This is a genomic window from Mesorhizobium sp. B2-1-8 (assembly GCF_006442545.2).
In the GTDB taxonomy this organism is placed as follows: domain Bacteria; phylum Pseudomonadota; class Alphaproteobacteria; order Rhizobiales; family Rhizobiaceae; genus Mesorhizobium.
Genome location: NZ_CP083953.1, coordinates 438,240 through 453,333, shown reverse-complemented (window position 1 = coordinate 453,333; position 15,094 = coordinate 438,240). Strand labels below are relative to the sequence as shown.

The 15,094-nt window shown below is 58.5% G+C and carries 12 protein-coding genes and 1 pseudogene; 5 read left to right on the top strand and 8 right to left on the bottom strand.

What is annotated here, in order from left to right; all coding sequences use genetic code 11:
• Positions 1–2: 2 nt before the first annotated feature.
• From FJ970_RS33340 to FJ970_RS33330, 3 genes are read right to left on the bottom strand one after another with little or no spacing between them, the layout of a single operon-like run.
• Complete coding sequence (locus tag FJ970_RS33340; protein WP_181178529.1) at positions 3–863, bottom strand: carbohydrate ABC transporter permease; 861 nt, start codon at positions 861–863, stop codon at positions 3–5.
• Positions 863–1,804 (bottom strand): carbohydrate ABC transporter permease, encoded by a 942-nt coding sequence (locus FJ970_RS33335; RefSeq protein WP_140758404.1) that lies wholly within the window; start codon positions 1,802–1,804, stop codon positions 863–865. The genes FJ970_RS33340 and FJ970_RS33335 overlap by 1 nt, the downstream gene beginning before the upstream one ends.
• Positions 1,801–2,211, bottom strand: coding sequence for a Rieske (2Fe-2S) protein (locus FJ970_RS33330; RefSeq protein ID WP_140758405.1), 411 nt, complete (start codon positions 2,209–2,211; stop codon positions 1,801–1,803). The genes FJ970_RS33335 and FJ970_RS33330 overlap by 4 nt, the downstream gene beginning before the upstream one ends.
• Before the next feature lie 248 nt (positions 2,212–2,459).
• On the opposite strand from FJ970_RS33330, the gene FJ970_RS33325 reads away from it, so the two are divergent.
• The gene (locus FJ970_RS33325; RefSeq protein ID WP_181178531.1) at positions 2,460–3,866 is read left to right on the top strand and encodes a PLP-dependent aminotransferase family protein; all 1,407 of its coding nucleotides are present in this window, start codon (positions 2,460–2,462) and stop codon (positions 3,864–3,866) included.
• 104 nt (positions 3,867–3,970) lie between these two features.
• Here FJ970_RS33325 and FJ970_RS33320 read toward each other — a convergent pair whose 3' ends face one another.
• Positions 3,971–5,686, bottom strand: a complete 1,716-nt coding sequence (locus FJ970_RS33320) for an IlvD/Edd family dehydratase (protein ID WP_140758407.1) — start codon at positions 5,684–5,686, stop codon at positions 3,971–3,973.
• Positions 5,687–5,841: 155 nt separating this feature from the next.
• Positions 5,842–7,161 (bottom strand): aspartate aminotransferase family protein, encoded by a 1,320-nt coding sequence (locus FJ970_RS33315; RefSeq protein ID WP_140758408.1) that lies wholly within the window; start codon positions 7,159–7,161, stop codon positions 5,842–5,844.
• 242 nt (positions 7,162–7,403) lie between these two features.
• Between FJ970_RS33315 and FJ970_RS33310 the strand changes: the two genes are divergently transcribed.
• Positions 7,404–8,453 (top strand): LacI family DNA-binding transcriptional regulator, encoded by a 1,050-nt coding sequence (locus tag FJ970_RS33310; protein ID WP_140758409.1) that lies wholly within the window; start codon positions 7,404–7,406, stop codon positions 8,451–8,453.
• A 38-nt stretch (positions 8,454–8,491) separates the two neighbouring features.
• Here the strand turns inward: FJ970_RS33310 and FJ970_RS33305 are convergent, their stop codons facing one another.
• The 3 genes from FJ970_RS33305 to FJ970_RS33295 form a co-directional block, all read right to left on the bottom strand.
• Positions 8,492–9,274, bottom strand: coding sequence for an SDR family NAD(P)-dependent oxidoreductase (locus FJ970_RS33305; RefSeq protein WP_227792289.1), 783 nt, complete (start codon positions 9,272–9,274; stop codon positions 8,492–8,494).
• A 69-nt stretch (positions 9,275–9,343) separates the two neighbouring features.
• Complete coding sequence (locus tag FJ970_RS33300) at positions 9,344–11,059, bottom strand: phytoene desaturase family protein (RefSeq protein ID WP_140758410.1); 1,716 nt, start codon at positions 11,057–11,059, stop codon at positions 9,344–9,346.
• 12 nt (positions 11,060–11,071) lie between these two features.
• On the bottom strand, positions 11,072–12,130 hold the full coding sequence (locus tag FJ970_RS33295; protein WP_140758411.1) for an aldose epimerase family protein: 1,059 nt from the start codon (positions 12,128–12,130) through the stop codon (positions 11,072–11,074).
• Between the two features lie 696 nt (positions 12,131–12,826).
• Here FJ970_RS33295 and FJ970_RS34060 point away from each other — a divergent pair.
• The 3 genes and pseudogenes from FJ970_RS34060 to FJ970_RS33280 form a co-directional block, all read left to right on the top strand.
• Positions 12,827–12,915 (top strand): annotated as a pseudogene (locus FJ970_RS34060) (recombinase family protein); the annotation flags it as partial.
• A gap of 354 nt (positions 12,916–13,269) precedes the next feature.
• Complete coding sequence (locus tag FJ970_RS33285) at positions 13,270–14,385, top strand: Gfo/Idh/MocA family protein (RefSeq protein WP_227792287.1); 1,116 nt, start codon at positions 13,270–13,272, stop codon at positions 14,383–14,385.
• A gap of 372 nt (positions 14,386–14,757) precedes the next feature.
• The gene (locus FJ970_RS33280) at positions 14,758–15,018 is read left to right on the top strand and encodes a hypothetical protein (protein ID WP_181178537.1); all 261 of its coding nucleotides are present in this window, start codon (positions 14,758–14,760) and stop codon (positions 15,016–15,018) included.
• The last annotated feature ends 76 nt before the right edge of the window (positions 15,019–15,094 follow it).

Sequence of the window (15,094 nt, the reverse complement as noted above, 5' to 3'; positions counted from 1 at the left end):
CCTCACCCTTTCACTGAACCTGCAGACAATCCTGCAACGAGATGCCGTTGTGCCAATACAGATATCAACAACACCGGCGAAACTACCAACATTCCTGCGGCAGCAAGCTGCCCCCAATCAACGCCACTGTCGGCAGTTGAGTAACTTGCAAGCAGTACGGGTAGTGTCTGAGTCGCGTTATTTGTGAGAACAGCCGCAAACAAGAAGTCATTCCATGCCATCAGGAGCGAGAGCAGACCGATAGCCACCAGGCCGGGCCGCGACAGCGGAAGGACAATACGAAGGAAAGTCGTCCAGCGGCTGGCCCCATCGATAGCGGCACTCTCCTCGATCTCTACGGGGAGTTCCTCGAAGAAGTTTCGCATCACCCAGACCACCAGCGGAAGGCTGAAAGTCGTGTAGGCCAGGATCACGCCGAGACTGCTGTTCTTCAACCCGAAGGCATCAAACAGGAAGAACATCGGGATCAGCACGGCCATTGGCGGCAGCATCCGCATCATCAGCAGCGAGTAGTATACCGTGGTTCGGCCTCGGAACGGAATTCGCGCCATTGCATAGGCGGCCGGAGCGCCGACGACGAGCGACAGAAGAACCGTTCCGCCGGAGATCAGAAGACTCTGAAACAGGGCGGGAAAGAAGGCTGCGGTCTTAAGCACCTGCTGGTAGTTCTGGAGCGTCGGCTCCCAGAAGAACAACGGCGGGTTGGTGAAGATCTGCTGGCGCGTCTTGAACGAGATTCCGAGAATCCAGAGAATCGGGAACAGGAAGATCACGGTCATCGACAGCAACCCCGCATAGACGCCCGCCTGACCGAGTGTCTTTCTGTACTTGCGCATAGCTGAACGCCCATTGACGCCGGACATCAGACCTTCTCCCGCAGGCGGAATATCATGATCGGAATAGCACACAGGCAGAGCGACGCGACAAGCATGACCCATGATGCGGCAGCACCGAGCGTGAAATCGAATTGGCTGAACGTGAGCGCATAGGTGAACATCGAGATCAGGTTGGTCGACCCACCAGGCCCCCCACCCGTCAGCACGTAGACGTTCTCGAAACTACGGAACTCAAAGATGGTACGAAGTAGAAGTGCGACAAGGATCGACGGGCGCAACGCGGGCAATGTCACGTACCAGAACGTTTGCAAGCGACTTGCACCATCGATGGATGCAGCCTCTGCCGGGTCGGTTGGCAGCGAGCGCAGGCCCGCCAGGAGCAGAACGGCGACATAGGGGACGTTCTGCCAGACATTGACGAGCGTCACCGCGATTGGGGCAAGCTGCGGATCACCGACCCAGGCGAGCTTCTGGCCTAAAAGGAAGTTGACGAAGCCGTATTCCGGATCGAGCAGAAGCTTCCAGCACAGCGCAGCGACAATCGGCGTCATCATCATCGGAAGCAGGATGAGTGTCCGGATGAACCGTACGAATGGCAGATCCTTGTTCAGGAGAAGCGCAGCGCCGAGCCCGAGCAACATCTCGATCGTCACGGTAACGATCGTGTAGGCGATCGTGAGAACGAGACTGTGCACGAATACCGGATCCGTAGACAGCAGCCGGTAGTTTTCGGCCCCGGCAAAATCACCGCCATAGATGCTTCGGGACGGCGTCCAGCCCTTCAGACTCAGAAAGAACGAGAAAGCCAGCGGCAGACCGAAAATGATCAGCATCACGATGACAGTGGGAGCCAATGCAAAAACGTGAAACTGATGCTCAAACCAAACACCTAGGCGAGGCTTCCGGCGGGATGGCCGCGCCGAAACCAACCCGCGTGCGGGACCCGCGACCACCGTTCCGACCTTCATACCTCGACCGCCAAGTAGTCGTCTTCCTGGGTGACTTCGATTCTCTCTGCCTTGTAAGGGCCCTCGACCAGCTGGGCACCGGCCTCGACTGTCACGGGGAACTGGCGAACGGCGAGCTTGCTGGGATCGCAATAGGACTGACCGGTCCGGATGTCGAACTCCCATCCATGCCAGGGGCAACGGATAAATTCGCCCGGGCGAAGGCACCGAACCTGGCCCGGCTCATCTGCAACGGCTATGCCGGAGCTGAGACCCGCCGAAAGCGCAGCAGCTTGATGCGGACATCGGTTCAGCAGCCCGTAGTACTCGCCACCCAGATTGAACAGAACGATTGAGCGACCCTTCACGGACACGACCAGCCTGCTTCCCGGTGCGATATCAGCCGCCTTAGCTACTATGTGCTTCATTTCCAACCAGTCACTTGAACTCGCTTATCCGAGCCTGCTTCAGATCTAGCATTGCGCCTTCTGTATTTATATGCACAGAATAGTACGATTTTTTCAGCACAGATTCTCCGTTCGCTGCCTAATTCGGTTAACTATGAGGAAGCTTCGATTCAGGCGGGTGGGCTCTGCCGATGGCGGGACTTGGAAGCCGAGGAGCACCCCTCGGTGTCATTTGTGTGGAAAATTGGCATCAGGAAGCAACACAGATCATGTACCGCTACGAAGCCGTCGTTGGACAAGTGCAGGAATGGATATCGACAGGCGTCCTGAAGCCGGGCGACCGTCTGCTCTCAATAAGGGACATGAGCGCGAAGCTCGGATACAGTACCGTCACCGTCTACCAGGCCTACCGAATGCTAGAAGACGATGGAACCCTGGAAACACGGAGCCGCTCTGGGTTCTTCGTATCCACAGGCGCCAAACCGCTCGCGGAATTCGGCAAGATGCGGCCCGACTGGGACACGGGCAGCGTCAGCCAGACCGGCAACGTGGATATAGCCCCGATCTCGCTGCCAAGAGACCTCGACGGCTTTGGCGCGCGGACCGTCAGCGAAGACCTGCTGCCCCTTGCTGAACTCTATCGCCTTCTGGGGAAAAACCTCCGGCAGGAGGCCTGCTACCGGAACTCACTTCCCTGGAACGGACTTGAAGCGTTGCGAGACGTGGTCGCAAGGCAGATCGGCGATACGTCCTCGCGAACGCACGGTAGAAACATCGTGATTACGCGAGGCACCTGCACAGCACTTCAACTGACGCTCAATCACCTGCGCAAGGAGAAGGGAAAGGTCATTGTGGAGACGCCGATGGCTTCCGACTGGGTTTCGACGGTGCTCGCCTCAGGGCGCGAACTCGTCGAGATCTATTCGCATCCCCGGTATGGCGTGGATCCGGAACAATTCCAATATCTGCTGGATCACAACGATGTCGCCGCCTGCGTGCTGTCGCCGATTAACCATTCGCCTACCGGCGTGTCATACTCGGTCGACGTCGCACAGCGGATTGTCGAGGCCGCCACTGGGAAGAACGTGAAGATCATCGAGAACATGGCTGGGCGCGACCTGTACTATACCGGTCCACCCGCATTCGATCTCGCACAGTTCGATACACGCAATCTCGTGGTCCGCGTGGGGGGATTTGCAGAAACGCTCGGCGCGCGCTTCGGACTTGGCTGGATTGTCAGCTCGCCAAGAGACCTGCAGGAGATCAGGGCGACGGTGGAAGCCGACGTCGTCCTGGCCGGGGACAGGGCCATTCAGACCACGTTGGCCGAGTTCCTGGTAAAACGGAGTTATGATCGTCACCTACGGAAACTCAGAGAGAGTCTATCCACTCGGATGCGACGGGGACTGTCCCTGATGTTCCAGACTTTTCCCGATAATTGCACAGTTTCCCGACCCCATGGCGGATATGTCTGCTGGGTCCGCGGTCCCAAAGAATTCGACGCCCTGAACGCCGCAGCCAAGGCGCGCACGAACGCTGTAGGCTTCGGGCCGGGTCCGCTGTTCTCAGTGACCCGGTGGTTCAACAACTTCATCGCGCTGAACCTGTCATACGAATGGACGCCCCAGCGTGAACGCCAGCTGGCACTGATCGGAGAACTTCTACGGGCGCATTAGGACTCTTCTGCGCGACCCCAATTCCAGGCTCGGGCCGCTTGGTACCGAGGGCATGGCCCGACCGAGCCCATCGGTCGGGACGCTCCAGACTTTCCCATCCTCCTTCAATGGGCCTCACGACTGACTCTATCTCCACTACCGCGGACAAGGAAATCGAGATCAGCCCCTCGATCCGCCTGCTGGACGTGGTCGAGATACATCTTGACGTATCCGCGATCGGTGGCCAGCGCCGGGGCTTGCCATCCCTCCCTGCGGGCGGCCAGCTCGGCTTCGTCGACGAGAAGCTGGATGCTTCCCTCCTTCACGCTCAACCGGATCCGGTCGCCGGTGCGGACCAGTGCCAGCGGACCGCCGACCGCGGCTTCAGGAGCCACATGCAGGACGACAGCGCCGAAGGCAGTGCCCGACATTCTTGCGTCCGAAATGCGGACCATGTCCCGCACGCCGGCCCGCACGAGCCTCGCCGGAATGGGCATGTTCCCGACCTCGGCCATGCCCGGATATCCTTTCGGCCCGCAGCCCTGCAGCACAAGCACGGTGTCCGAGGTCACGGGGAGGTTGGGATCGTTGATCTGGTTATGCATATCCTCCACGGACTCAAAGACATAGGCCGGACCCTCATGTTCGAGCAGGCTTTCGGCGGCCGCCGATGGCTTGATAACCGCCCCGTCCGGCGCGAGATTTCCAGTCAGCACCCGGATGCCTGCCGCAAGCTTTACCGGTTTGTCCATCGAGCGGATGACCGATGCGTCATAGCATTCGGCCTCGGCGCAGATCGACAGGATGGAACGGTTTAGGACTGAGTTCGCCTCCTGCAATAGCGGTGCCATTGCCTTGAGCACCGCCTGGACACCGCCTGCATAGCAGAACTCTTCCATCATGTGCTGGCCTGACGGTAGGCAATCAACTAGCAGCGGGGTGTCCGAGCCGAGGTTAAAATCCTTGAGAGCTAGTGGGATGCCAAGCCGGCCGGCCAGCGCGAGAAGATGCACGACTGCATTGGAAGAGCCGCCCATCGCCGCGTTGGCAACGATAGCATTCTCGAAGCTTGCCCGCGTCAGCACCTTTGACAAACGCAGGTCCTCGCGAACCATTGCCACAATCCTCATACCTGTCATGTGCGCCAACGCCATGCGCCTAGCATCGACCGCAGGAAGTGTTGCATTCATGGGCAGGCAAAGACCCATCGCTTCGGCGAGAGATGCCATCGTGGATGCGCTGCCCATGACATTGCAAACGCCGACCGACCGGCTTATGCCAGACTCTGCGGCCATGAAATCCTGCATGCTCATCGTGCCGGCGCGCACGTCCTCGGAGAAGCGCCACACATCCGTCCCGCCGGCAATGCTCTTGCCGCGGAACTTTCCATTGAGAGCTGGTCCGGCAGACAGGACAATCGTCGGAAGGTCCACACTGGCGGCTCCCATCAACTGGCCTGGCGTCGTCTTGTCGCAGCCGCCTAAGAGCACGACCCCATCCATCCCATTGCCGCGGATTGCCTCTTCGACGTCCATCGCAAGGAGGTTGCGGAAAAGCATGGCCGTCGGACGGAGCTGGTCCTCACCGAGTGAACTTACCGGAAATTCAAGAGGGAATCCGCCAGCCTCCCACACGCCGCGCTTAACCCCTTCGGCCAGCGTGCGCAGGCTGGAGTTGCACGGGTTGAACTCCGACCAGGTATTACAGATTCCAATGACCGGGCGGCCGTCGAAGACGTGGTCGGGAAAGCCTTGCATCTTCATCGAGCTGCGATGAATGAAGGCATCCTTGTCGGCACCACCAAACCACTGCCGACTTCGGTATTTCTTATCGCTGGTCATCGTTGGAATCTCTTAGGACAGCGTAGTCGATTGAACTTCATGCGAGGCCGTAGTTGGCTGCGATCGCCAGTCCATCTGGTGGAAATGTGTGTACCATCTGCACCTTCGTTGGACCCATCACTCGATCGGCCGAGGAGTTAAGCGGTTCGCGGGTCTTAGTCGAGCTTCTCGACGACCCTCCCGGCGATTGCGATCGTACGGTCGATGTCTGCATCAGTGTGGGCGAGCGAAATGCTCCCTTGCTTAGTAATCACGGGAAACAGAAACACGCCCTCTTCGATAAGCGCACGGCGGAAGGCGATGTCGCGCTCGGCGTTGTGGTTCGTGGCGATATCGCGCCAGCACACCGGTACATGGTCCATGAAATAAACGGTGAAGGCCGAACCCTGGCGCACGATCGTGGTCGGATATTCACGCGCTGAGAAGACCTGCTTCAGACCGCCTTCGAGACGCGCACCGAGGCGTTCGAGCTCGCTATACACTTCCTTTTCACGGGTCTTCAAACGGGTCAGGCAAGCCTTCGCCGCCGCAACGTTGACCGGATGTCCGTTGTAGGTACCCGCAACCGCGACGCGCTTGGACGGCGACGGATCGCTGCAAAGCTTCATGATACCGCGCTTGCCACCCACAACGCCCATCGGATAGCCATTGGCAACGGCCTTGCCGAAGGTGCAAAGGTCTGGGATCACGCCCGACAGCGCTTGGTAGCCGCCAAGGGCGTGGCGGAACCCGGTCTTCACTTCATCGAAAATCAGGACCGTGCCATACTTGTCGCAGAGCGCGCGCAGGCCCTCAAGATAGCCTGGAAGCGGCTTCACGATGCCGATGTTCTGCAGGATCGGTTCGAGGATCATCGCTGCGACATCACCCCTCGCAAGGGTGCGCTCGGCAGCCTCGAGATCGTTATATTCGATCGCCCGCACTACTTGGTCGATCACCTTCGGCACGCCCGCACTCATAACGCTCAGCGGATATTCTTCGCCGACAACATGCGGCTCGACGAACGACGCCGGGTCCATGAGATTATAGCTGACATAGTCGAGGCAGCCGTTGTAGCCACCCTGCATAACGACAACGACATCACGACCGGTGTGCGCACGCGCCAACCGCAGCGCATAGCCCACCGCCTCCGATCCGGTGCTGGTCAACTGGAGCTGTTCCAGGCCCGGCACACACTCGACCAGCAGCTCGGCAATCTCGGCTTCCCATGGCATGGTCCCGGCCCCGATAAGCGATGCGCCGGAACGGATCGCCTCGATAACCGCCTCGTCCACCTCGGCATCCCCGTGGCCGAACAGATAGGGCGCGAAGCCCGCGTGGTAGTCGATATATTCCCGCCCGTGGACATCGTAGAGATAAGCGCCTTTGGCGCGTACGAAAAGCTTCGAAGGATTGATGGCGCGGTTCAGTGACATCGTACCGCCGGCAATGAATTGACGTTGCCTCTCGACGGTATCGCTCAGGCTTTCTGACATTCAATTGTCCTTCGTTTCTTTCATCGGCTGCGCGCAAACAGGGCGACGCCGAGACCTGGATCCTCGTATCAGATTACGTAGATTTAACGTTAAGTCAATCCGAAATTGCGTGATATAAGGCGCCCCTCCCCTGAAATTGCGACGACAAGCAAAGGATGTGACTATAATCCCGCCGAAGGCTATGTTGCCCACATCGCGGGGTTTCCGATTGTCTCGGCAGCATTCGAATTGGAGGCCATTTTATGAAATCCATAAAGCGCTTGACGCAGCGCGCTGTCACCATCAAGGATGTGGCCCGTGAAGCTGGCGTGTCTGCGATGTCGGTCTCGAACGTTCTGAACGGGCGCGGGCGCATTTCGGAGGCCACTGCCGACAGCATACGCCGCACGGTAGAGCGACTAGGTTACCGGCCATCCGTGGCCGCGCGACGGTTGCGGCTGTCTCAGCAATGGACGATTGGGATGCTGATCGTCGTCGATGATGCCGATTTCCTCAATGATCCGTTCATTACCGCGCAGGTGACCGGACTGACCAACTATCTCACGGCCAATTCTTACAGTCTTATCCTGCGCGGCATGCGTCCCTCGGACTTCCGGACGGCCCGCGTTTTCCAGGATATCGAGGCTGATGGGATGGTGGCGATCCTCTCCGGCGAACCGATGCAGCGCGAATGGTTCGTTCGTGAGCTTTCCGCACTACGGATTCCGCTGGTCTTCCTGCAAGAACAGGAAGCACCGGACGACATGGACTGTATCGTCATCCGGCAGGACGATTTCGACGGCGGGCGCCAGGTCGGGCTCCATCTTGTTGAAAATGGGGCGCGCGATTGCTGGATGCTCATGCCTTGCGTCGAGTGGGCTGCAATGCGCTCGCGTTTGGAAGGCCTCTCGTCAATGTTTGCGGAGGCGGGACTGCAATCCCCGACAATTATCCGCTGCAAAGACGAGAGTTTCGATATTTGCTATTTGGCCACGCTTGACGCGCTGCGCCATGGTCGTCGTCCTGACGCAATTGTCGGCGGCAACGATCGCATGGCCATCGGGGCAATGAAGGCGTGCATCGACACGGGGATTCGCATCCCCGGTGATGTGCAGGTGATGGGCTTCAATGCTTTCGATACTTGGCGTTATGTAGAGCCTACTCTGACGACCGTCCGTTCGGCAGCACACGACCTAGGAGAACGGGCCGCAGGGGAACTCATGTCGCGCCTCCAGACTGGACAGTTCCGCAGGCGAAAGATCACCCTTCCGGTTACCCTCCAGCCGGGGAAGTCCACTCGCCAGATGGGCTGAGGGCAAGCCCACGTCCCGCAGACCGGACCGCTGGTAAATCAGACCCAGCCGCCATCAACGATGAACGTCTGCTTCGAGCACATCCGGCTGTCGTCTGCGGCAAGGAACAGCGCCATGCGCGCAATTTCCGGCGAGTGCAAGTGACGCTTCAACGCCTGGCGTTCCTTGATCTGCTGCTCACCTTTCTCGTCGAGCCATAGGGCAACCTGCCGCTCGGTGAGCACCCAGCCCGGAGCAATGGCGTTAACCCGGATACCTTCGGTGCCGAGTTCGGTGGCCAGCGCGCGGGTGAGGCCGACAACGGCCGCCTTCGACGTGACGTAGACCGGGCAATCGCCCTCCGCGAGCATCCAGGTGATGGAGCTAAAGTTGATGATCGATCCGCCGCCAGCCCTACGCATCTGGTGGCGGACGTGCTTGGCGGCAAACAGCTGGTGCTTAAGGTTTACGGAGATGCGATCATCGAAATATTCCGACGTGACCGCATCCAGGCTATGGCGGTCATCATTGCCGGCATTGTTGATCAGCGCAGTGACTAGGCCGATGTCCTTTCCGACCCTGTCGATCACCTCCCCGAGCCTGGCGACATCGCGCAGGTCGCAAGCTTCGAAATAGGGTTTGTGTCCGCCGCGGGCGGCAAGTTCGCTAGCCACGTCATTGCCGGCCCTTTCGGCAATATCGACGAACGCGACCTTGGCGCCCTGATCGTGAAAATGCTCGACGAGACTGCGGCCGATGCCCGACGCACCGCCCGTAATGAAAACAACCTTGTCCTTCAGGCTTGGATAACGAGCCCCGTTCGGTAGAATTTCACGTTCCAACGCCTTACTCCTGAGATCGATCGAACAGCGCGGGCGCCGTTCGCAAGCTGGTTTAGTTCGGGTTTTTCGTCAGCGCTTCGTCTTCGAAAAGCGCTTAGTGATGGCGCGCAGCCCCCTCGACTTCGCAACTTGGAAGCCGACCTTCTGACCGATACCGGTATCCATGATGCTGTCTACGAGCGTCTTGCCGCCGGCGCGCATGCGGACCTGACGGACATTCCGATCGCCACGAAGGTCGGCGAGGATGCGCATAGCTGCATTATGTCCCGGCGCGCCGGTCACGCCACCGCCGGGATGCGATCCCGAGCCGCAGAGGTAGTAGTTGGCAACCGGCGTCCGGTAATGCCCTGCCGCCCAAAGTGGACGGGCATCCAAGAGCTGCTGCATGCCGACCATCGAGGCCTGGAAGATGTTTCCACCGGTCAGGCCATAGTTCTTTTCCAAATCAAGCGGAGTGATGACGTTGCGGCCCACGATGTGATTGCGCAGGTTTGGCGCGTATCGGAACAGCATTTCGCAGACGCTGTCGACCCACGCTTCCTTGTGGTCATCCCACGTGCCGTCAGCGAGTTCATACGGCAATTGTTGAACACCAAGGGCGAGCGTATGGTGTCCGGGGTTGCAGACACTCGGATCGGTGACCGAATGGATCAGAGCCTCGATCACATATTCCTCTGCGAAGATGCCCCGGCGCTGGGCCTCCCAAGCTTTCTCGTATAGCTCGACGCTGCCGCCCAAGATCGCGTGACCTTCATGTTCCGGTCCCTGCTTGCTGCTACCGAAGCCGACATATCCCGGCAATTGGTCAATCAGCAGGTGAATACGCGCCATCGACCCCCTCTGGTCGATGGCCGCCGCAGCCTTCATGACACGATCAGGCAGATGCTTGCGGTCGAGGAGCTTGGTTAGCGACCGCTTTGGGTCCGCATTCGACACAACGATGTCCGCTTCGATTTCCTCACCGGACTTGAGCACCACGCCAACTGCTGCCCCACCCCAGACCAGAACCTTGTCGACCGCCACTTCTGTTCGAATTACCGCGCCATGGGCGATCGCGCCGGCGGCAAGCGCGCGGGTAATCGCACCCATGCCTCCAACGGGCAGAGCCCAGCGCCCAAGCACCTCTTCGAATTCGCCTTGGGAGTGATAGCCATACACATAGGAGGTGCCTGGCGTGGAGGGGCTTCCCCAGGTTGAGACCATGCCGAGGAAGTTCATATGTCCGCGCATCCGCTCGGACTTGATGTACTTCTGCGTCAGTTCCAGCGAGGAAGAGAACACGAATTCCTGCAGGAGGTCGTGCTCTCCCTCATCCTCGAACAACTTGATGAACTCGGAGCGAGACAACGGCTCCGACAGCAACACATCGCGGGTGATGTCGCCGAAACGCTTCATGCGTTGAGCGAAACGCAAAAAGTTCTCGCCATCGCCCTTGCTGTGTTTCTCGATCGAGGCGAGCGTGCGATCGAGATCCTTGTACATAAAATAATGATCGCCGTCGTCCCAGAGGGCGAAACCCTGCACGTCGGGGGACTTGGATACCAGACCGTATTTGGCGAGTTCGAGGTCGCCGATGATCTCGGGACGCAGCATACCCTGCACGAAGGAGCAGGAAGACCAAGTTGAACCCGGAATCAATTCCTCGCTTACGCATGCGCCACCGACGACATGACGCGCTTCTAGCACGATCGTTGATAGACCTGCGCGGGTGAGATAGTTCGCGCAGACCAGACCATTGTGCCCGGCGCCTACGATTGCAACGTCGTATTTATTCGTGCGTCCCATAACCGACCCTCATTATCGGGCAAAAAACTGGTATTCCATCACGTGCTCGTAGACCTGGCCGGGGTTCAGGCGAGTTGATGGGAAGTGCGGAGTCGAAGGAGCGCACGGGAACTTCTGGGTCTCGAATGTCAGGCCGGCATACGGACAGTAGGGATGATTACCCTTACCCACGATCATCGGGGTGATATAGCCGCCTGTGTAAATCTGCACACCTGGCTCAGTTGAACGCAGAGAGAGGCCACGACCCGACTTCGGATCGTAGAGAGTAGCCACTGGACGAAGTTCGCCTTCAAGGTCGCGCAGAACCCAGTTGTGATCGAAGCCGCCTCCGCTCAATCCGGCAACGCCGGCGTTCGGCACAGCATCAAGGTCCTGGCCTATTGGCTTTGCCACGCGAAAATCGAATGGCGTTCCCTCAACGGTCAGGATTTCTCCAGTTGCGAGAAGCTCTTCGGCAACAGGCGTATAGAAGTCCCCTTCGACCGCCAGGAGCTGATCATGCAACCCGCCAGAGGCGTGACCTGCCGCGTTCCAGTACGCGTGATTGACCAGATTAAGCACGGTCGGCTTGTCTGTCGTACCGGTCATGGTGATGATCAGGCGGTTGTCATCGGTCAGTTCATAGCGAGCCTTGACAAGGACCTGGCCGGGATAACCCTGATCACCATCAGGCGACACATGGGTGAAGGTGACGGCATTCGTTACCTCGTCCGGGAACGCGGCCCAGACGTGCTTGTCTATGCCCTTCTGACCGCCATGGAGGTGGTTGCCCCCTTCGTTGGCGCTCAGAGCATAGGTCTTGCCGTTCAGCTTGATTTCGCTGTTCTTGATGCGATTTCCATAGCGGCCGCATGAGGCCCCGAAATAGTGATCGGTGGTTGCGTAGTCCGCCACGTCATCCAATCCGAGAACGATGTCCTCGAAGTTGCCCTGCCGGTCAGGAGCCTTCAGGCCGATAAGACGGGCGCCGAATGTGATCAGTTCGGCACTAAGTCCGCTCGCATTTGCAATGGAATACGCCTTGATAATCCGACCGTCCAGTTCGCCAAATTTTTTGTTGGTTATTGGCATACGTCAAGCCTGTCAGGTTGAATTTGTTATGAGCAGCAGAGACTAGTCACCCACCATTGGACGCCGACACGCTAGAGGATCGGCTAGCACCTACTGGGACGCTTCCCTAGGAGCGGTAGGGTTGGCTCAAACGGTTGGACGAAATCACTCCGCGAATCAACAAAAGCGGCCCCGCAGATCCATCCAGCTTCACTACTCAATCCGCGACCCATCTCGGCTCTAGTAGCGCCTCGGGGGAGCGAATTTAACGATAAACCTACCGCTGTTGCGCCCAGTGTCAAGCCAAAATCGACCCTTTTGGTACCGTTTTTTGAGTAGTCATCTCATTAACCGAAGAGAATGCGTGCCACACCTGAGTGGCTATGGTCGACATTTGTCGACCATTAGGGCGTACTATCGCTACTCAGGTATGCCGAAGATCGATTCGACTCTGAATGCCGTCTCTCATCTGTCCATAGCCTGTCGGCGGGCTCTTCTGGGCAGCAAGGTTGTCGAGGCACTACAGCACCCTTTGCCAGCGTCGGAGCGAGCGGCGTTTCGACGTAGGTTTCGAAGATGCCCCGGTTCATCGGCAGTCGATGACGAAAGGGCAGTGAGCCCAGGACAGCGCAACCCTGGTCCGCAGCCGCTGGCCCTTAAGGCAGCGGCCGCGCAGGCGTGTAATCTTCGTAGTGGTTCCGGTTTCGTCATACGGCGCTGCAACTTGATGCCCTGCGCAAAGCTGGCTGCGAGACGCTCTTCGAAAACAAAGCATCGGTGTGAAAACCAATCGGCCGGGGCTGGCCCGACACCGACGGATATCTGCCCCTGCGTAGCAATCAGGTATGACGCCATGCCAACCGTATATCCGTGTCCCAATAATGTACCGGTGCCTAAGTGTGCAGAAACCGGCGAACCGCTGAGATCCTGGCGCTTTTGAACGGTAGCGGCGCAACTACCTGCTTCCACTCAGGCGCGAGCTAGAAGTTGCGGGCGTTTGTCAACGCCGGCGGGCTGCAAGCAACTGCTTCTCTACGTCAATCATTAAAAATCGCAGTAACTCCCAAAACACTCACTAATAACCAGAAAAGTGATAATTGTTCATTGACGGTCTCACCCCCTTATGATGATCATGCATTACGAGCCGAAGCGTGGCGAGCTTGACGCTGCGCCGCGGAACCGAACTTCAGGTGACAGCTGGGGGCAATGTGAGTCGCAAGATCGCAGTAGCAGTCGTGGGATTAGGTATTGGGTCCGATCATATTACCGAGGCCTATGTCAAGCATCGCGACAAATTTGGGTTGGTCCGTATTTGCGACACGAATCCCGCCCTCCTCGAAAGGGCTCGAAAGGAATTCGGGGCGAGGGAAAGCTGTACCGACTTTGCAGAGGTCCTGGCTGATCCGGACGTGGAAGTCGTGGACATATGCACTCCACCATTCACTCACCATCAAATGATCCTGCAGTCGCTTGCCGCAGGCAAGTCGGTCATATGCGAGAAGCCGCTGGTTGGATCGCTTAAGGACGTGGATGAGATCATCCGTGAGGAAGGCCGGTCCGCACGCCGTGTGATGCCGATTTTTCAGATGCGCTATGGCACGGGCATTGCTCAAGCTCGGGCTTTGATCGAGAGCGGAATCATCGGAAAGCCGCAGATCGCTAGCATTGAGACCATGTGGAACCGCCCACCTGAATATTATCAGGTGCCTTGGCGCGCAAAGTGGAAGACAGAGCTGGGCGGTGTACTGACCAGCCAGGCAATCCACGCCCACGACTTGCTGACGCACTTGATGGGCCCGGTCCGCTCTGTCTTTGCGCGAACGGACAACCGCCAATACGACATGGAGATCGAAGACACGCTCTCCGCCACGGCGCTGCTCGAATCGGGCGTGCCGGCGTCGATGACCGCAACTGTCGCCTCTGCAGATGAAATAACGCGGCTTCGCTTGGTGTTTGAGCATGTCACGATGGAAAGTGATCATTCCCCATATAATCCGGGCGGGGCGCCTTGGAGGATCCTCGCTCGCAAAGACAGCATAGTTGGCGATGTCGGCCGTATAGTTTCGGAGACAAAGGAGTATGAACACGGCTTCTCTGGGCAGTTGCTTGAGTATTACGATACTTTTATTGAGAATACCCAGCCTCCTGTAACGCTACATGATGCCCGTGCATCAATAGAGCTGGCCACGGCAATGCATTTCTCCTCAAGAACAGGATCTGAGGTTGTCTTGCCGATTGGAAAGCAACACCCGTATTATTCCGGCTGGGCCCTATAAATTCAGATCAAGAAACGTCCCTTCCATTTGGGGCGCGACGCCGGCCGATCAAGTGGTAACTGCGCGGTCGCCACAACCTCAAGCGCAGCCGCGGTCGCCAGTTCGTCGCCCACGTCAAGGCGCTGCCCGGCAATCCGTATGACGGCCATACGCTGGCCACCATCCTTCCGGCCATCGAGAGCTCGATGGCGCCAATCTCGACAAGATCATCACCGATGCCGGCTATCGTGGCCACAAAGCCACAACGCCCCCAAGGACAAGACCTTCAAGGTCCGTGTCGCCGGCTACAAGCGCGGCCTCATCAGGACCGTCAAGCGGGCGCGGCGGGCCGCCATCGAAACCGTCATCGGTCACCTCAAGAGCGACCATCGCATGGGCCGCAACTTCCTGGCCTTCGCCCAAGGTGACGCCAACAACGCCGTGCTCGCCGCCGTAGGCTGTAACTTCAGCCTTCTGCTCAACTGGCTGGGGCTTTTGTGCGCCTTCATCACGGCGATGCTCGCAACCACAGCAACGCCACCCCCTCCGGCAGCGATTAGCCTGACGCCGCAGATCACCTGGCATAACCGGCTCCAACGCCACCCTTCCCACGACCAATGTTTGGAAGTCGCTTTCTTCACGGACGACAAGTGAAGGGTTCTTTGAGCGGACTTCGCACACCCAACGTATGAGCGAACTGCTCTTAGCCCACTGCCTGGGGGCGTCGCTA